The organism is Bdellovibrio bacteriovorus, from assembly GCF_001592735.1.
Taxonomy (GTDB): Bacteria; Bdellovibrionota; Bdellovibrionia; order Bdellovibrionales; family Bdellovibrionaceae; genus Bdellovibrio; species Bdellovibrio bacteriovorus_D.
In genome coordinates this window covers 190,789-209,870 of the sequence record NZ_LUKE01000004.1, presented here as the reverse complement: position 1 = coordinate 209,870, position 19,082 = coordinate 190,789, and the positions used below count along the sequence as shown (strand labels likewise).

Annotated in this window: 11 protein-coding genes; 7 read left to right on the top strand and 4 right to left on the bottom strand. The window is 46.3% G+C overall.

Annotated features, from left to right (window positions below; translation table 11 throughout):
- Nucleotides 1-2 precede the first annotated feature (2 nt).
- From AZI86_RS16025 to AZI86_RS16010, 4 genes are all read right to left on the bottom strand, one after another.
- Nucleotides 3-374: a hypothetical protein gene (locus tag AZI86_RS16025; RefSeq protein WP_061836285.1), complete on the bottom strand. Its 372-nt coding sequence runs from the start codon at nucleotides 372-374 to the stop codon at nucleotides 3-5.
- Nucleotides 367-2,397, bottom strand: a complete 2,031-nt coding sequence (locus AZI86_RS16020) for a response regulator (protein ID WP_061836284.1) — start codon at nucleotides 2,395-2,397, stop codon at nucleotides 367-369. Before AZI86_RS16020 ends, AZI86_RS16025 begins: the two co-directional genes overlap by 8 nt.
- Nucleotides 2,398-2,410: 13 nt before the next feature.
- Nucleotides 2,411-7,738, bottom strand: coding sequence for a HAMP domain-containing protein (locus tag AZI86_RS16015; RefSeq protein WP_061836319.1), 5,328 nt, complete (start codon nucleotides 7,736-7,738; stop codon nucleotides 2,411-2,413).
- Nucleotides 7,739-8,087: 349 nt separating this feature from the next.
- The gene (locus tag AZI86_RS16010; RefSeq protein WP_061836283.1) at nucleotides 8,088-8,576 is read right to left on the bottom strand and encodes a hypothetical protein; all 489 of its coding nucleotides are present in this window, start codon (nucleotides 8,574-8,576) and stop codon (nucleotides 8,088-8,090) included.
- A 130-nt stretch (nucleotides 8,577-8,706) separates the two neighbouring features.
- On the opposite strand from AZI86_RS16010, the gene AZI86_RS16005 reads away from it, so the two are divergent.
- The 7 genes from AZI86_RS16005 (at nucleotide 8,707) to AZI86_RS15975 (ending at nucleotide 18,947) form a co-directional block, all read left to right on the top strand.
- Nucleotides 8,707-9,078 (top strand): hypothetical protein, encoded by a 372-nt coding sequence (locus AZI86_RS16005; protein WP_061836282.1) that lies wholly within the window; start codon nucleotides 8,707-8,709, stop codon nucleotides 9,076-9,078.
- Between the two features lies 1 nt (nucleotide 9,079).
- A complete protein-coding gene (locus AZI86_RS16000) occupies nucleotides 9,080-10,906 on the top strand; it encodes a hypothetical protein (RefSeq protein WP_061836281.1) in 1,827 nt (608 codons plus the stop codon).
- Nucleotides 10,907-11,070: 164 nt separating this feature from the next.
- Complete coding sequence (locus AZI86_RS15995; RefSeq protein ID WP_061836280.1) at nucleotides 11,071-11,625, top strand: hypothetical protein; 555 nt, start codon at nucleotides 11,071-11,073, stop codon at nucleotides 11,623-11,625.
- 109 nt (nucleotides 11,626-11,734) lie between these two features.
- Nucleotides 11,735-11,914, top strand: coding sequence for a hypothetical protein (locus tag AZI86_RS15990; RefSeq protein WP_061836279.1), 180 nt, complete (start codon nucleotides 11,735-11,737; stop codon nucleotides 11,912-11,914).
- A gap of 181 nt (nucleotides 11,915-12,095) precedes the next feature.
- Nucleotides 12,096-12,821 carry a hypothetical protein gene (locus AZI86_RS15985; RefSeq protein WP_061836278.1) on the top strand — a complete coding sequence of 242 codons (726 nt, stop codon included), beginning with the start codon at nucleotides 12,096-12,098 and terminating at the stop codon, nucleotides 12,819-12,821.
- Between the two features lie 199 nt (nucleotides 12,822-13,020).
- On the top strand, nucleotides 13,021-16,107 hold the full coding sequence (locus tag AZI86_RS15980) for a hypothetical protein (RefSeq protein ID WP_061836277.1): 3,087 nt from the start codon (nucleotides 13,021-13,023) through the stop codon (nucleotides 16,105-16,107).
- On the top strand, nucleotides 16,104-18,947 hold the full coding sequence (locus AZI86_RS15975) for a S8 family peptidase (RefSeq protein WP_061836276.1): 2,844 nt from the start codon (nucleotides 16,104-16,106) through the stop codon (nucleotides 18,945-18,947). The genes AZI86_RS15980 and AZI86_RS15975 overlap by 4 nt, the downstream gene beginning before the upstream one ends.
- Nucleotides 18,948-19,082 lie beyond the last annotated feature (135 nt).

The following is a 19,082-nucleotide window of genomic DNA, read 5'->3' as shown; positions in this document are numbered from 1 at the left end:
ACCTAGTCCTTCTTAATCTTAAACGCATCCGCGAAATCTCGGATACTGTCGATAGGTTGTGAGTATATAAAGTTGATGACCGTAGATCGCCGTGAATTATACAAGCTCTCCAACGCCTCAATCATCTCGCGATCTTGCGGAGAGGGGTCATAAATGTATTTGGTTCCATCCAAGTGAATCAGATTCAATGCCTGCAATTCTGCTAATTGCGAAGCGGCGTATGATTTATTGGTACGCATCTCAACACTGAGCTCTTCGGGAGACCAGGTTTGAGGTGCACCACGTTTCAACAAAAATAGAACGTCCAGAAGTGAAACGGAGTTGATGTTGCGACGAAGAAACAGTCGCAACGACTCTGGGATCTCATTAGACATGAGGGTGCCCCAATTCGACTAAGTTCGTTACTAACTCATCAAATGATATTGGTTTAGACAAATGACCATCGCAGCCCATGCGCAAACTCTTTTCGCGCTCTTCATTTAGGGCATGCGCCGTCAACGCTATGATCGGCACTTTGAATCCTTTCTCTCGCAGCTGACGGGTCGCCTCGTAGCCATCTAAGACGGGCATTTGAATGTCCATCAAGACAGCATCATAGTGACCCTCTAGCGCTTTTTGAACTCCCTCTTTGCCATTGCTTGCGACGTCTACGTGAGCGCCGGCCATGCCTAAGAAATGCACCATCAATGTTTGATTGTCGTGCACATCTTCGACCAGAAGAACATTCATCCCCTCTAAACGCTTTTCCCCATCCTTAAGAAAAGCACTTTCCTTTTTAACAAAATCACTTTCAATACTTTTAACAAAATCAGTATTCACCGTCGGTTCGGCCTCAATGTCCAACATAAAACGACTGCCTTTACCCGGCTCACTGTATTCCAGGGTCACATCCCCACGCATCGCGCGCGCCAATTGACGCGAAAGAGCCAAGCCCAATCCCGTACCACCAAAGTTTCTGGTGGTCGCGCTGTCTTCTTGCATGAAAGGTTGAAACAAGCGCGTCGCATTGTCAGACTTGATCCCCACACCACTGTCCGCGATAAAACAATGCAGGCGGTTAGATCCTTTGTCGGTGTGACGGTGCCATTCCACTTCCACTTTGACATAGCCATGGTGAGTGAACTTGATCGCATTTCCAACTAAGTTTAATAAAATCTGCCGTAGGCGCGTGGGATCGGTGATCACCTTGCGCGGAATTTCGGATTTGAGCTCGACGCTAAAATTTAATTCCTTATCCAGCGCCGGTAAGCGCATCAACGAGCGCACATCTTCAAGCAAAGAAGCGATGTTTGTTTCCACGTACTCAATTTGCAACCGTCCCGATTCGACTTTCGAAATGTCCAAAATCTCATCAATGATCTTTAATAGCTGTCTTGCATTACGCTGAACCGTGTGAATACATTCGACGCGATCCTCTGGGGATTGCTCTTTGTCCAGCATCAGCTCTGTAAATCCTAAGATGGCATTCATCGGGGTGCGGATCTCATGAGACATATTTGCTAAGAAGCTGGTTTTCGATAAACTTGCCGCATTGGCCTGTTTTTCAGCTTCAATCAATTTCATTTCCGCCATTTTGCGATCATGAATATCGGTACAAGTGCCAATCCAAGCTACTACTTGATCGGATTGATTTTTCTCACTGACGGCACTGATCCAGAACCAGCGCTCTGCCCCGTCCTTACGTAAAATTCGACATTCGGTTTGAAAGGAATTCCCATTGGACATTGCGATCATCCAGGTCTTTAAAAAACCATTGATGTCATCCATCTGAATCGCGGTTTGCCATCCATTACCAAAGCTCGCCTCAAGAGTCAGCCCGGTGTAATCCATCCAGACCTGATTAAAATAATCCAGCGTTCCATCCCCTTTGGCACGCCAAACGATATGCGGAATGGCGTCAGCCAAGGCGCGATAACGACGGAGACTTTCAACCTCTAGCTCTGCAAGACGCAAATAGCGCTCGCGACGTTCACTTTCGCGAATAAGATCCCGTTGCTGCTTTAGCTGACGCGTTTTACGAAAAAGTTCAATAAAGACATTCACCTTAGAACGCAATATCTGCGGTTCAAAAGGTTTAAAAATATAATCCACCGCCCCGGCTTCATAACCGCGATAGATGTACTGAGCATCTTTATTAATCGCGGTCACAAAAATTATCGGCGTGTGCCGGTACTTTTCATGTTTACGAATGTGCATGGCGGTTTCAAAACCGTCCATCTCGGGCATTTGCACATCCAATAGGATGACCCCAAAGTCATATAAATCCAAAAGTTCTAAGGCTTCGCGGCCCGATTGGGCTTTGACTAAATTTACGTACGGCATGTTGATGACGGCCTCTAACGTAATGAGGCCGTCTAATCTGTCATCAACAATAAGAATATCAACTTTCGAATCCACAAAATCTTTCTATCTATTGCAGGCTTAATGTTCCTGCTTTTTCACCGCGCGGAAGCCAAGAATACATCACCGCCAATAAGTACGCCTCATCAACAGGTTTGGTGACATAATCGGACGCCCCCGCCGCTAAACACTTCTCACGATCACCCTTCATGGCTTTCGCCGTTAACGAGATGATCGGAAGTTTTGCAAACCGCGGATTATTGCGAATTTCTTGAGTCGCCTCTAATCCATCCATCTCTGGCATCATGGTATCCATCAATACCAGATCTGTATCTGGATTTTCTTCTAAAGCTTTAATCCCTTGTCTGCCATTTTCGGCAAATATCACATTCATACCGCGCATCTTTAAAACACTGGAAAGTGCAAACACGTTACGAACGTCATCATCCACGATCAAAACCTTACGCCCGCTAAAGTCGGCATCCGTTGGCAGCGGCCTTACTTCGATTTGCTCTTCCACTTGCGTTGAAAGGCTGGCATCCGGGCCCGTGTATTTAAACGGCAACGTTAAAGTGAACGTACTGCCTTCGCCCGGGCGACTTTCCACTTCGATCACACCACCCAACAAGCGAGCAATTTCGCGGCTGATCGTTAAGCCCAGGCCCGTACCACCGTATTTACGGCTGGTCGTACCATCGGCCTGTTGGAAGGCCTCAAAGATCAGTTTTTGTTTTTCTTGAGGAATACCAATACCGGTATCAGTCACTTTAAAGACCACGCTGTTTTTCTTCGTCGCAATGTCTAACAAAACCTGTCCTTTATCGGTGAACTTAAAGGCATTCGACAAAAGATTTTTTAGAATCTGATGCAAACGATTTTCATCGGTAAAGATGGCCTTCGGAATCGCATCCCCCACGGAGATATGGAATTCCAGACCTTTATGTTCCGCCACCGGACGGAACGTTTGCTCCAAGTACTCATGCACTTCTTTAACGGACACGGCTTTGGGATTGACCGGCATTTTACCCGCTTCGACTTTGGATAGATCCAAGATCTCATTGATAAGGGCTAATAAATCCTGACCGGCCGAATGCACGGTGCTGGCAAACTTCACTTGCTCTCCGCTTAAGTTTTTATCTCGGTTTTCAGCTAACGTCTTAGATAAAATCAGCAAGCTATTAAGCGGCGTTCGTAACTCGTGGGACATATTCGCCAAGAATTCCGATTTGTACTTCGAGATAAGCGACAACTGTTCGGCTTTTTCTTCCAGTGAGCGGGAGGCCAGCTCCACCTCTTGGTTTTTGACTTCCAGAAGTTTGGCTTTTTCTTCCAACTCTTTGGCTTGGGCTTCGAGTTCCGCATTGGAACGTTTCAATTCTTGCAGAAGTTCTTCGGTTCTCATCGAAGACGAAATCATATTCAAGATAACGCCGATGGAATCCATCAACTGATCCAAGAAGTTGATATAGTTCTGAGTAAATGGTGTTAACGAAGCCAGTTCAATAACGGCTTTCAACTCTCCTTCAAACAGAACCGGAAGCACGATCACATTGCGGGGTTTTTCTTCCACAATGCTTGAAGTGATCATGACGTAGTCGTCAGAAGGACTTGTCAGCAAGATGCGTTTTTTCTCAAAAGCGCACTGTCCGACCAGACCTTCTTTTAATTTGTACTTATTAGAAACAGAACGACGCTCGGTGAACGCATAACTTGCAATCAAGTTTAACGTGGGCTCGCCTTTTTCCGTTTCCAACATAAAGAATGTACCCTGACGAGCGTCGACTAACGGCGTAAGTTCCGACATAATCAACTGCGCCACCGAAGTGATACTTCTTTGACCTTGCATCATGCCCGAAAACTTCGCCAAGTTGGTTTTTAACCAGTCCTGCTCGTTGTTTTTTTGAGTCGTGTCTTTTAAGTTCGAAATCATTTGATTGATATTCTCTGATAACGCCGCGACTTCGCCTTCGGCCTCTACCGAGATCGAACGAGTTAAATCCCCTTTTGTTACCGCCGTTGACACTTCCGCAATCGCCCGCACTTGCGCGGTTAAGTTCCCCGCCAGCTGATTGACGTTATCGGTCAAATCTTTCCACGTTCCCGATGCTCCTGGAACTTTCGCCTGACCGCCCAGCTTCCCTTCGATACCCACTTCACGAGCCACCGTGGTGACTTGATCGGCGAACGTACGCAAAGTGTCGGTCATCGTATTGATGGTTTCAGCTAACGCCGCCACTTCCCCTTTGGCTTCAAGAACGAATTTTTGATTCAAGTCTCCGTTAGCTACCGCGGTTACGACTTTCACGATACCGCGAACTTGTTTGGTAAGATTTGAGGCCATGACGTTCACATTATCGGTCAAATCTTTCCATGTTCCCGCAACCCCCGGCACGTGCGCTTGGGCACCGAGTTTCCCTTCGATACCTACTTCACGTGCTACCGTTGTTACTTGATCGGCAAACGTGCGCAGAGTGTCGGTCATGGAGTTGATCGTTTCAGCTAACGCCGCCACTTCCCCTTTGGCTTCAAGAACGAATTTTTGATTTAAGTCCCCGTTGGCAACGGCAGTTACGACCTTCACGATACCGCGAACTTGTTTAGTTAAGTTTGAGGCCATGACGTTCACGTTGTCGGTTAAGTCTTTCCAAATACCCGAAACACCGCGCACTTCGGCTTGTCCACCCAGACGGCCTTCCGTACCTACTTCTTTCGCTACGCGAGTCACCTCGGCGGCGAAGGAGTTTAACTGATCCACCATGGAGTTGATCGTGTTTTTTACTTCTAAGATTTCACCTTTAGCATCCACGGTGATTTTTTGTGATAAGTCACCTTTTGCCACGGCCGTGGTTACTTTGGCGATGTTACGAACTTGCGCCGTTAAGTTACCGGCAAGACCATTCACATTGTCGGTCAGATCTTTCCAAGTTCCAGACACACCTTTAACGTCCGCTTGTCCGCCCAGTTTGCCTTCAGTACCTACTTCTTTAGCGACACGAGTTACTTCCGCCGCAAATGAGTTTAACTGATCCACCATGACGTTGATGGTGTTTTTAAGTTCTAAGATTTCGCCTTTGGCATCAACGGTGATTTTTTGTGATAAGTCGCCTTTGGCAACGGCGGTGGTTACTTTGGCGATATTACGAACTTGGTCTGTTAAGTTACGTGCCAGGCTGTTTACGTTGTCCGTTAAGTCTTTCCAAGTTCCAGACACACCTTTAACGTCCGCTTGTCCGCCCAGTTTTCCTTCAGTACCAACATCTTTTGCAACGCGAGTTACTTCCGCCGCAAACGAGTTTAACTGATCCACCATGACGTTAATGGTATTTTTTAATTCAAAGATTTCGCCACGAGCATCCACGGTGATTTTTTGTGACAAGTCACCCTTTGCGACCGCCGTGGTTACTTTGGCGATGTTACGAACTTGGGCCGTTAAGTTCCCCGCCAGGCTGTTGACGTTATCTGTTAAGTCTTTCCAAGTTCCAGACACACCCTTAACGTCCGCTTGTCCGCCCAGTTTTCCTTCAGTACCCACTTCTTTTGCCACGCGAGTCACCTCGGCGGCGAAGGATGAAAGCTGATCCACCATGACGTTGATGGTATTTTTTAATTCAAAGATTTCGCCTTTGGCATCCACCGTGATTTTTTGTGATAAGTCGCCTTTGGCAACGGCGGTGGTTACTTTCGCGATATTACGCACTTGAGCTGTTAAGTTCGCCGCAAGACCATTGACGTTGTCGGTAAGATCTTTCCAAGTCCCAGATACACCTTTAACGTCGGCTTGTCCGCCCAGTTTTCCTTCAGTACCCACTTCTTTCGCCACACGAGTCACCTCGGCCGCAAACGAGTTCAACTGATCCACCATGACGTTGATGGTTTCTTTCAGCTCCAAGATTTCTCCGCGAGCATCCACCGTGATTTTTTGTGACAAGTCGCCATTAGCAACCGCGGTCGTCACTTTGGCGATGTTACGCACTTGGGCGGTGAGGTTTCCAGCAAGACCATTCACATTGTCAGTCAGATCTTTCCACGTACCCGCCACACCTTTTACATCAGCCTGACCACCCAGTTTTCCTTCGGTACCCACTTCTTTTGCCACACGAGTGACCTCCGTCGCGAAAGAACGAAGTGTGTCCACCATCGTATTGATGGTGTCTTTAAGCTCCATGATTTCGCCGCGGGCATCAACGGTGATTTTTTGTGACAAGTCGCCATTGGCGATCGCAATAGTTACTTTGGCGATGTTACGCACTTGAGCAGTCAGGTTGTTGGCTAGGCCATTGACGTTATCTGTTAAATCTTTCCAAGTACCAGATACACCCTTCACGTCGGCTTGTCCGCCCAGACGACCTTCGGTACCTACTTCTTTCGCCACACGAGTCACCTCGGCCGCAAATGAATTCAGCTGATCCACCATGACGTTGATGGTGTTTTTAAGTTCTAAGATTTCGCCACGAGCATCCACGGTGATTTTTTGTGACAAGTCGCCATTGGCAACGGCCGTGGTTACTTTTGCGATGTTACGAACTTGGGCTGTTAAGTTATTCGCCAGACCATTGACGTTGTCTGTTAAATCTTTCCAAGTACCAGAAACCCCTTTTACGTCCGCTTGACCGCCCAGACGACCTTCGGTACCCACCTCTTTTGCCACACGAGTCACCTCGGCGGCGAAGGATGAAAGCTGATCCACCATGACGTTGATGGTGTTTTTTAATTCAAAGATCTCGCCTTTGGCATCCACCGTGATTTTTTGTGATAAGTCGCCTTTAGCAACGGCGGTGGTTACTTTGGCGATATTACGAACCTGGTCCGTTAAGTTTCCGGCAAGGTTATTTACGTTGTCGGTGAGATCTCTCCAAATACCTGAAGCTCCGCGAACGTCAGCTTGTCCGCCGAGTTTTCCTTCGGTACCCACCTCTTTTGCCACACGAGTCACCTCTGAGGCGAACGAGTTGAGCTGATCCACCATGGCATTCACCGTAGTTCCGATACGGAAGAACTCACCTTTAACCGTGCGCCCATCGATCTCTAAGGACATCTTTTGTGACAAGTCCCCTTTAGCCACCGAGGTGATAACGCGGGCGACTTCTTGAGTAGGTTGAACAAGATCTCCAATTAGTAAGTTGATTGAATCGACACTTGTCGCCCATGCTCCTTTAACAGAGCCCATAGAAACACGTTCGTTCATCTTACCTTCTTGACCAACGGTGCTTCGTACGCGCACGAATTCATTGGCCATGCTTTCGTTCATTTCGATGATGTCATTTAGGACTTCACCGATTTCGGCGATGATCCCCTCGTTTCCGATGGGCATACGCACATTGAATTCACCGCGCCGCACGGCTTTGATGGTGAAGAGAAGCTGTCTTAATTGTTCTTTGCTATCAAATGAGGGAACCATCAGGTCGTCATTGTCGATACTCAAAAGGGAGGGAGCTTTTTTGTGAATTGATTTCAGGTTCAGCGCTGGCTGTTTTTGTTCCGCGATTTTTTTAAATTTCTTTGGAACTTTTTTCTGCGTTGCTTTATCTGACGTAACGTCCATCTTCGCCACGAGGGCCTCCATTAAAAAAATGCATATGCGTATAAGCAAATATTAGAATGGCGGGGGCATTTACTGTGGTACAAAAAAATCGAAGATTACTTCCTCTTAATCATTCAACGAGCCGCACAATTACATGATCTTCATTTGCCATGAGACAGAATTATGCATGATTTCCATTTAAGGTATTTTCTGTCATTTAACATTACTAATTTGGAATAATTCGGCGTTTTTCTTTTACTCTGCGCAAAAAGAACTTCGCGAAAAACAAAACCGTCCACGAGAAACCAAAAGACCATTTAGCCATGGTTAAGAAGCTTAAAAAGCCCAGGTAAAAATGCTCACCCGGAGAACTTAACCAATGCATGATACAAAGATTTTCCGCGACATCAAATATTGCCGGCAGCGTTCCTAAAAACATCAAACGCGCGCCACCGACTTTACGCAAATTCCACATCAGCAAGGACGTATAAATAGATAGATAAATAAAATCTAAGGACTCAATCCGCAGATAGCGCTGGCGTTGTTCAGAACTTAAAGCGCTTAAAATCCTGAGAGCCTCATCCCCTGAATAGTAAAACTTCAGGTCTAACCCTTCAAATCCCGCTCCGGCTATCACCATAACAACACTTAACACTGTTAAAGCGATTAAAAGAAGGACCGTGGGCTTATCAAAAAAATAAAGGCGAGGCTTCATAGACTGCAGTCGAAGCTACCAGAATATCGACACCCCGGGCAGTAATTTCATAAAACGGAGCTTGGGCGCAAAAGGACACCATTTTTACTGGCATTGGGATTGCTATTCAGTCCCGCCAGAGGAGGCTTCGATGAAAGCTTGGATCGTATCTGTACTTATTGGTCTATCGTGTTTGGCTCCTAACGCCTACGCCAGACCCAATGTTACTTGCAGTGCCGCAGATGACGGCTGGGAAGAACACTGGCGGGGTCATAAAACTTGCGAAGAGTGTTTACAAAAACATGGTAAGTGCAACGAAACCTGCGAGCTTGAATATTATACTTGTGAAGCCACGGGTACTGACGCTTTAGGATCCTCTTTCACGGTGAAAGGCAGTGGCGATGACCGCTGGGAGGCCGAAAGAAATGCGCGCGCTCACTGCGACCGCAACTTCCGTAACTGTTCTGTAGGTTCTTGCAACTCTAAATCTGAAACCGTTTCAAAACGTCGTTGCGGTGGCTAAAATGAAAAAACTAAGCCTGATAGCCTCTACTTTATTATTATCCTCCACCGTTTTAGCAAAGCCCGTGATCGTTAAGGACTGGGCCTTAGATGATACTGATGCCAACTCGTGCATCGCCTCTACGGTTCGTACTTTAAATAATCAAAAATACCGTTTAGAGCTGACTTTAGATAAATCGGGTCTTTATCCAGTAGAGCTTTGGATTCGCGAAATGCCGGGAACGATTGAAACACGCGCCTTTAAGTTCACGACCGAAGTAAAGCCGCTTAAATCCTTCGCCTTTGCTCCCTTTAAGGATTCAGCCGGCAACACCACGTTCTGGCAAGTGCCTTCGGACACCGCCGCTTTGATTTCTTATCTTAAACGTGAAACCCGCTTTATGGCGTTTGCGCAAATCCCAAATGGAGCTGCCGCCCCCACCACCAAGGCCGTGGATTTTTCTTTGCGCGGATCCAGTGCCGTTATCGATGCTTTGATCGCTCAATGTAACAAAAAACAAGCTTTAGATCGCAGTGCCTTTGAGCAAAGCTTTGTGCCGACTCAAGTGGCATCTTTAGATGCTTTAAAACTTGACGAAGAAAAAACCGCGCAGCTGCGCTCCATCTATATGGGAGCTTTAGCCACCAACGCGCAAAAAACAAAGTTGCAACAGCAATTAGTCGCGCTGAACACGCAATACGCAAAACAGATCCAAGAGCTTGCAAAAGTCACTGGGACATTAGATCAGTTAACGCAAAAAGAGCTGGTCACCTTGCAAAACCAGAAGGCGACGATTCAAGCAAAAATTGCTTCCTTAGAAACTCAGATCGCGAGCCAACAAGCGGCTATCAGTGCTAAGGAAGCGGAAATTGTTCAAGCCAATGCAAATTACGATGCGGCTTGGAAAGTTTTAGCGCCCTTTGAAACGGAGCACAAACGCCTGGCCGACAACGTCCAGATCTCTCGCAATGACGTGGCCTCAAGCCAAAAGCGTCTTGCTGATATCGACGCACAGATCAGCAACACTTCCAGCTCGATTTCTCGGGCTGAAAATGAAGTGGGCTCTTTACGTTCACAAATCAATACGGCCGAGTCCGAACTGCGCAATATTCGCAGTGCCGCGGATAATGCGGAATCAGACTATCGCCGCTTTGATGATCGCCGTGAACGAGACGCCCGCATGCGTGAACATCCGTTATTACGTTACTGCTATCAAGAACGTGCGGATGTCTGTAACTGGCAAACTCGCAGCATAGAGTCCGATATTAATAATGAGGTCGACAATATCCGTCGTCGTCTTTCATCAAATACGGACCAAGCCCGCAGCCAAGTAAATCAAAAATTAGACCGAATTTCTTCATTGAATTCGTCCCTCCGCGATTACCAGGATTCTCGCATCCCGAATTTACGCAGCCAGCTTTCAGATCTGCGCAGCCAACGTCCTTCCGTGGAAAGTGCATTATCAAGAGCCAAAACGGAGGTCTCTAATCGTTCCGCGGCTTTGCAAAGCTATGACAGCAGTGTCGGCTATGCTGAAAAGAAAGCGGCCGTGGATGGGGCCTCGGCCGTGGTCGTCAAACTGCGCGGGGAAATGGCGCAATTAGAGGAAGCTAAAAAGACTTCTATCCGCACCCGTGAACAACAGACTTTGGCGCTTCTTGATACGGATAAAAAAATCGCCGCCGTATTAACCAAGATCCAAGAAACGCAAGATCGCTCCTCAGAGCTGAATCAAGCGTTGGTGCCGTACATGGAAGAGAAATCTCGTATTGAAAACGAGATCTCTTTCACGCAAGCTTCTATTGAGGCAAATAAAGCGGCCTTTTCGCAGATCATAACCACGCTTTAATTTTTCTAAACAAAAGAAAAAACTTAAACCCCTCTTAAGCATCTTAAGAGGGGTTTTTTATTTTAATCGACGCCACGCATCCCCTCATTGCTATTGACTCCAAAGATCCTTGAAACAATGATTTCCCCCATCTGTAAACCATCTTTGAAATCAGGAGTTTCATTATGAAATTGTTGGCATTAGCAGCTCTCTCTTTAGTCGTTTCAACTTCAGCCTTCGCACAAGGTCGTTACCGCACACCTGCGGCAGCCTCTTACACAAACGAAATCACCACCCTAGCCACTGGTGGACTTTTTTATTCAGGCAAACAGTGTAAAGACTGTTCCTCGGGATCAAACATGGAAGTGGGCGTAGGTTACTTGCACACTTTAGACAGCAAAATTCAAGTCGGCGGTGAAGGTCGTTTGCGCATTCTCTCTAAAGAAGTCTCTGGAACTGGCGACAGCGAAACTCTTTTTGATATCGCGGGTGTAGGTGCATGGAATTTCTCGTCTGATTTTTCAAATGCTATTTTTGCTAAGGCCGGCATCGGTCTTTACGCCGTACCTAAAGACAACCTTTCTGGTTATGAAAACAAAATCGGTTTCTTCATTGGCGCTGGTAAACGCTTTACTTGGTTGAGCAACGTGGCGTACTCCCCGGAGGTTCGTCTAGTTAAAAAAGGCGACATCGATATGGGTATTGAAGTGCAATTAATCAACTTCTCTATCACTTGGTAATTGTAATTTGTCAGGGTTGCTTCACCGTGACCCCGGGCATTCTGTCATAAGAAATATGTCCTCGTTGGATGAGCCCTACTATAATGGGTGTATTACGAAGGAGGACCTTATGAACCCAAATAAACCAACTAAGGACAAAAGCTTCTCTGATAAAGTCGGTGATACATTAGAAAAAGCCGGCCATAAAATTTCTGAAGCCGGAATGCCTAAGGTAGGTCAAAAAATCCACGATCTGGGTGATAAAATGGAAAAGACCCATAAAAACCCAGATCATCCGCACAAGGTATAAATACGCCTCTTTTAAGAGCGTGAGACTAAAAGGACTGTCGAAACTTTCGACAGTCCTTTTTTTTGAGTATCGAAAAATGTCTCTGCCCCTCCAGCCCCCCTCTCAGCTGCCATTTATTTAGTATCGAGTCCTGCAAACAAGGTCCCAGCCTTGCATGATCTATCCCTTAAGGAGTCCCACGATGTTAAAGGCTTTCTTAGGGTTTATGTTGATCGCTTCAGGTATCCAAACCGCACAAGCGGCTTGTGAGATCCCGGTGCGCGCAAAATCCTATGAGAAGTTTCAGCAAGGGACCTATTATGATGTTTTGTCCGTGCCGAAAAGCTCTTTAGCGGATTTAAGTACTTCTTCCCAGTTCAACTACGCCGCTCACTTTAAACGCAAAGTCCAAGAACGCACAAAAACAGATTTCAAATATCTATTAGAGCGCCAAAAACCATTTTTTAAAAAATTCCCGAAAGAAACGGAACGCTTTAACAAGGCCCTTGCTAAAAAAGTCGGTCGCCCACGACAAGTGTCTTGCTTAGAAAACTTTCTTTTAGACAATCACTTAAGAACTTTCTCTTCAGAAACTGAATTTTCAGCCTACGTCCTAACAAGATTTGATTCGGATCAAGCGACCGTCGTGATTTACACCCAATTAAAAAACGGAACCGTGGCCGACACCCCGGTGATGAATTTAGTAGAGGGTTATCGCAAACAAGGTTGGAACGTCGAATCTCACATCCACAACCACCCTTTCTTTTTTAAAAATCCCTATGGCGATATTGCGGGCACGATCTTGCCCAGCTCTGCGGACCTCGATACCTATAAACACCAAGGCGCTACGCTCAAGATTCGCTCTGCCATCGTGACCAATGGTTTTGAAACTTTCGTTCTTTATCGCAACGAATTTGACCGCCTTTAATTCCTCTCATTCCAAACACGTCGAACTCTTAGCCATGTAGGAAGTACCTGCAAAGGGCTCTTTGTTTGGACTTTTACATTAAGGACCTGCTCGGCTTTAACGCCCCCTTGGTGTCACTTTGTTCAGAACATTCTGGCATGACCGCTGCAATGACCCGGCTTGAAAAAATATTCCTCTTTTTAGACAGGAACACGTCAACATGGGAAAATTGGGTCAAAAACTGTTAGTTTTAGGTGTGTTGAGCTTTTCCTCGTTATGGGCTCACGGACAAACCCAGATTTCTACGACCAGTATCTATATCGGCAATAAGTCCATTCCGGCCACAGATCTCGTCACTTCTGAAAACGAACCACTTCCCGTTCAAACCCTGCAAGACCAACGCAATGCGGGCCAAGACATCAGCCAATACAACCCGGCCCCTTCGCAACTGTGGATGCCAGAAAAAGCCACGCCTCGCGCTTTACCAATCACGGAAGCGGATGAGGTGCAATTTGACTCTCTATCGTCTTCGCGTTTAGGAAATTTCCGCTTTAACGGGTACGTGCAAACGGCCGAGGGCCGACAAGCCATCCAATTCAATCTTTCCCGCACCGTGCACGACGTTCTTTTAAGAGACGCCTTGTTAAGAAAATTGGGCTATCGTTTAGACCCCATCAAATATCTTAAAAAAGTGCGTGTAAAATTTAATTCCTCTCTTGAGGCCGAAGACTTTATCTTACAACTGCGCACGAAAACCGCCGGCGCCAAAGAGCGCTTTGTTGTTGGCGGCAGCGAGGCTGAAAGTTTTTTAATTTTACAAGACGTGGTTGCCGTTCCAGCACAGTTTGAAAATTACAGCCTTGCTTATGGAACGATCCCAGCAGAAATCATCGCCGGTCGCCGTGTCTTAAACAGCTTGGTGATTCCGTATGCTTTAGTGCAAATGCCAGAAAGCGTGAATCTTTTTAACTGGGAAATTGGTTCGGTATTTAATAACAACATCCAATTAGACACCGAATCTAGCGACGGTACGGGGCAGTCCACTTTTTCTACAAGTTATGAAGACGCTTTGTGGATGGTTCGTCGTCTCGCAAGATTAACTCGTCAAGATCTTGTCGAAGTCGTTCAGTTTGCCCAATTCCCCAAAGAAGTGGGGATGCTGGCGACTGAAAAAATCGTGGCTCGCCGTAATTCATTGATGAAGTTATTTAAGTATAAAGTCCCTGATTTGGCGGTGAACCCAAGCATTAGCTCTGGCACCGTCCTTAAAAACGGTAAAATCACGAAAGTCTATGAAGACAATTGGCCCGGGTATTCGGCACGTTTTGCATTTGGGGATCCCTCAAGCCCGCTAAACTCTTCTCAGATGACGTTGCTGGCGCGCGCGCAATTGCAGTCAGGTGTGATTCAAAATCTGGTGAATGAATTTAATAAACGCCTTTTAAGCGGTACCGATATTGGTGCTAAACTTTCAACCAAAATCCAAGATCGCATTGTGAATGATATAAAATCACTTATCACCACGGGACAAACTCAAAGCTCAACCTATGCTTTAGACGCGGTCCCTTTTGGTAAATATCGCTTTATTTTAAATCGCGATATTGTGACCGGCAGCTATATGGGCTCAGACAACATCATTTCAGCGGTGGACTCTATCGGGGCTAATATCACTTTAGGTACCTACTTTAGCGTTTACGGTTTGCCGGATGGTTTTCAAGGAAACATCACCGCATCGGCATCCGTGACCCGCACTTATTCTCACATCACGCCGGTGAAAAGTTTAGAGCTGGCCTTAAAACAACCCTTTAAAAACATGATCGTTCCGACCGTGCGCAACCAAATGGCGGCGCACATTGAATCCTTAAATGATTTAACAATCAAAGATCTTGAAACTGAAGAGGGAAAAAAAGCCTTTCAAGAAGGTATTTCTAAACTTAAAGACAATTTAGCGGTGGGCGAATCTTTTATTATTACTGATTCCGTGGGTCCTTCTTTGGGCGCGGGTATCGGATATGGTACAAAGACTTCTGTTGGCATCGACTTGAGTGCTTATGCCTCTTTCACCGCGCAACAGTATATTCTTTCGCGCATTCATATCTTACGTTCCGATGAAAACACGATCCAGGTGTATCGTGGTGTCGGCAACGCGATTGATTTAAATCTGTCCTTTGATTTAAGTCTGCAAGCTTCGGTATTATCTTTGGGCCTAGAGCATTTCCGTGGATTTACTAAAACAAAATTCTTTTCTGTCCCTTTGCGTGCCACGCCAGAAGATCGGAATAGCTTGTCCCAAATTCAGGCATTGGCCCAAGCCTTCCGGTGGGGATCCATTGAGGCTTTAGAAAACGTGCAAAAGCCTTTTGTACTGAAAGGCGATACCGCCGCTAACAGCGCCACGGCAAACCTGCTTTTTTATCAATGGAAATGGCAATCGCGTAACGGCATTATCTCTATTGAAGCGCCAACGGGCCAAACTCGCGATTACCAAAAACGCGTGCGCGGCACTCGTTCGGGTAAAAACTATCAAGACTTTGCTTTAGACGTGGCTACGGCCGTGGTGAAAGCAAAACTCGATAAAGACATTTCACTCAGCCGCATCGGGGGTTCAAACCCAGGCGATACTATCGGTGGTTCGTCTTATTCACGCATCTTGGACTATGAAGCACAACTAGATCGCTATAAAAGCGATAGCGACGTCGCAGTTCCTCAAGATGAAGTTTTAAAAATCAACTATCGTTACAAGGGCTGGTCGGCGGATCAAAAAAAGATCCAAAAAATCATTGGCGAGATCAATGATAAAGCCGGTCAGAATTTATTTTCTAAGATGGCGTTACGTGACACTAAAGTGTTACGTCTTTACAACATCCAACTTTCGTTTGTGATCTATGAACGCGGTATTGAACAACTGCAAGTCAACGTCACGCGCATGCAAAAGATGCTGCAAGCCGCGGGAGTACCAGAATCTAATATTCAGACCTTGATTAATCAGATTTCAAAACTGCGTTGGAGCAATAAGCACAATAACTTTGATGATTATTCTTACAACGTCATGCAGGTCTTTGGCACGCTGGAGCAGCGTTTGCCGATTGCTAAAATTGGTGAGCTTATTGGCAAAAACAATATCTTTGCCTACACCACTTTAACGGGTTTCCGCGAAGGTGACGAGGCTGGCGATCAAACATTTGTTTCAAACACTTACGGTGAAATCGGCAGTGTGAATCAAATGGGTCCTTTAACCGGCCTTAAACGCAAGATCGGCATTACCGAGTCTGAGCTCTTCACCAACTGGTTTTTGGAGGCGTTATGAGATCCGTGCTTGCGCTTATTACAAGCCTTTTTTTATCGCAAGGCTGGGCCGTAGGAAATGATCCTTTAAAAAACCTCCAATGGGGCGTGCTTAACAGCGGTCAATCCGTCAATGAAGCATTGACGGATGTTGAATACGAAAAGGTTCAAGGTGTCTTAGGGGTTGACGTGGGCCGCGTGAAAACCGCGGCTTTAAACTGGAACGATAGCAAACGTGAAGTTTTAGTGGCGGTGATCGATTCCGGTGTTGACGTCAATCATCCCGACCTTAAAGACCGTATTTTTCTTAACAGTGCAGATTGTGACTCATTAGGCCGTCCCCCGTTTAGAAGTGAACTTGATAAAGACGGTAACGGCTATGCGGGCGATTGCATGGGTTGGAACGTCTCCGGAAACGGTGATGAAAATCGCGTCAACGATGATATTGGTCACGGAACCCACGTTTCAGGGATCATCGCAGCCATTGAAAACAACGGTGTCGGCATTTCGGGTGTCGCTCCGAAAGTGAAGATCTTACCTATTAAGCTTACCTTCCGAGGCGACCAAGGTGCGGGTTACACCACGCGCATGCTTAAAGCGCTGCAATACGCTTTAGATATGAAGGCCGACGTGATCAATCTTTCATTAGGTTGGCCCGCCGCTGCGGACACGGCGTCTTTACAAAAGAAAATCAAAGAAGCCTTAGAGCGCGGAGTGATCATCGTTGTTGCGGCCGGCAACAACACGACCGAAAAACCCATTTATCCCTGTTCTTATGAAGGCGTGGTGTGCGTGGGCTCTATTCGCCCTGACAGTCAGCTTTCGATGTTTTCAAATTTCGGCAGTCACGTGGATCTTTTAGCACCGGGATCTAATATTCTTTCTTTGATCCCCACCCAAATGAGCCCTAGCCAGTTTTCAGTGACAGGCTATGATTTTAAAAGTGGGACCAGCCAAGCGACTCCGTTTGTTTCGGCGGCTTTTGCCGTTTTAAAATCCGTTTTGCCGGAAGCAACGACGGATGAATTAAAAGCGCGCTTATTTATATCCTCGCGTCCCCGCCCCACGGTGGTTTCGGCTATCAACGGCCTTATCCAAATTGATAAGTCTTTAGAGGTGGCTCCGCAGTCGGCTGTTTTCCCCGTTCTTAAGGGCGAGCAAATGATTAGTGTCAGCGATAATGGTGCTTTTGAATTGCAATTCGCCGTTAAAAACTATTGGAAGGCTTCAGGGGCTATCGCTTTAGATTTAGAGGTTTCCAAAAATGTGACTTTAACTGCCACCCAGTTCACTTTGCCCAGCTTGGCCGAGGGGCAAACCGAAGTGATCAAAATCGCGGGGCAAATCAACGGCTCCGCGCAAAATCACGTGGTCACGGTGAAACTTAAAGTCACTGAAGGTGCTAAGGTCAGCAACTATAGCTTTTCTAAAACTTTGGTTAAAACTGTGACTCCAGTGACCTCCAACTTAGCCGGTCTTGATTTTGATCTTTCGGGAATCAAAATGGATCGCGAACTGACCAAACTTCGCCCCCAAACCGTAAAGAACAGCTTTAAAAAAACAGACGAGTCTGAGTATTTCTTTATTTCGTCCCAAGGCGAAAAGTATTTCCTCACTTTGATGCGCGCTTCAGACAATCGCTTGCTTCCGACCACTTTAGATTTAGATCGCGGTGAAACCGTTTTAAATCTTATCAAGATGGATCTCAACGGCGACGGCAAAGCCGATTACTTAATGCAAAGTTATAATACTCTTAAAGGCGATAATAGCTTTAAGCTTTGGTATTTAAATTCAAATTTAAAGCCTTTGTTCAACACGCCTTTTTTCACTTACGACGCAACTTTGGCCATGCCCAACTGGCGCGAAATGGCGTGGGTGGGCATGAACTATCAAGGCCAACGCATGCTTGTGCCTTTATATATCTTTAAAGGCCAAGTGGTTCCCGCAGATCGCAATAAAGATCCGTTTGAAGACTCTAACGATCAAGCGGTGACCAACCGTATTTACTTCTATCGCCCGAATGCCCAGACAAAATCCTTCGAACTTCGCAGTTTTGATACCTTTAAAACGATGAAGCAATTAGGTTCTTCGGCAGGAGTAAAATATCCCGAGCGCATGCTGATCAAACTGATGTTCCCTCCGTCACTGACTGAAATAGCTCAAGGTGAAGCAAGAGTTCTTGTTGAAGTTGTGGGTGGAAATTCGGGCGCGCGCTATTATCAGCTTCGTATCGGTGATAATGCCGCAACAAAAAAACTGGCGCGTATTTCAGGTCAGTTTAACTTGCAAGGCTTCCAAATGGTGCGCCAACCGGGTTTGGATTCATCTTCAGATAGCTTTTTCATGAGCCGCACCCAATCTTCAAGCATCATTGAGTTTGCTTGGATTCAAGGTTTAAACACGCCGAAGTTCTATTCCTACGTTCACCCGAAAAAGGGGGACAACATTATCGGCGCCCTCACGGCTTCAGGTGAAAACGGCGGCGTGCGACTATTGGTGGAAACAAAGACCCAAGTAAATTCATTGCTGATTGATTCTTCGGGCAAAAAGACACTGACGACAAGCCCCATCAACCGCTCCAGTGTTCTAAGTAGCAGCGTATTTACAGATCTGTTCGCCCCGATTCGTATCAAGGGTCAGATCGGTCTGTACATTGATTCATCACAGTTGTATCGCGGCCACGCTTACACTCTTTCATCAACGGCGGGTTCATTTGTCCCGGCGATTGGCAATAGCTTGCAGATCGGCGACAGTTGCACGGCTTTAAATCCGATGGTGCAAGGTGGTGAGTCTAGTTTTGTGGTTTATTGCGAAAACCTAGGGACACAAAGAAAGACCATCTACAAAATTCCTATGCTTTAAGGCTTTGGAATTTTTAGTGGCACAGTGACACTGGATAAGTAGGCATCGTGATTGCAAAGGCTGCCAGGGTCGAAATTGAAGATTACAAAGGTAAACCATACTAACGGTGAATGTAGAGTTCACAAAAATAACAGG

Coding starts and splice junctions, on each gene's coding strand:
- AZI86_RS16025 (WP_061836285.1), bottom strand. CDS start 374: ATGTCTAATGAGATCCCAGAGTCGTTGCGACTGTTTCTTCGTCGCAAC.
- AZI86_RS16015 (WP_061836319.1), bottom strand. CDS start 7,738: ATGGTTCCCTCATTTGATAGCAAAGAACAATTAAGACAGCTTCTCTTC.
- AZI86_RS16010 (WP_061836283.1), bottom strand. CDS start 8,576: ATGAAGCCTCGCCTTTATTTTTTTGATAAGCCCACGGTCCTTCTTTTA.
- AZI86_RS16005 (WP_061836282.1), top strand. CDS start 8,707: ATGAAAGCTTGGATCGTATCTGTACTTATTGGTCTATCGTGTTTGGCT.
- AZI86_RS16000 (WP_061836281.1), top strand. CDS start 9,080: ATGAAAAAACTAAGCCTGATAGCCTCTACTTTATTATTATCCTCCACC.
- AZI86_RS15995 (WP_061836280.1), top strand. CDS start 11,071: ATGAAATTGTTGGCATTAGCAGCTCTCTCTTTAGTCGTTTCAACTTCA.
- AZI86_RS15990 (WP_061836279.1), top strand. CDS start 11,735: ATGAACCCAAATAAACCAACTAAGGACAAAAGCTTCTCTGATAAAGTC.
- AZI86_RS15985 (WP_061836278.1), top strand. CDS start 12,096: ATGTTAAAGGCTTTCTTAGGGTTTATGTTGATCGCTTCAGGTATCCAA.
- AZI86_RS15980 (WP_061836277.1), top strand. CDS start 13,021: ATGGGAAAATTGGGTCAAAAACTGTTAGTTTTAGGTGTGTTGAGCTTT.
- AZI86_RS15975 (WP_061836276.1), top strand. CDS start 16,104: ATGAGATCCGTGCTTGCGCTTATTACAAGCCTTTTTTTATCGCAAGGC.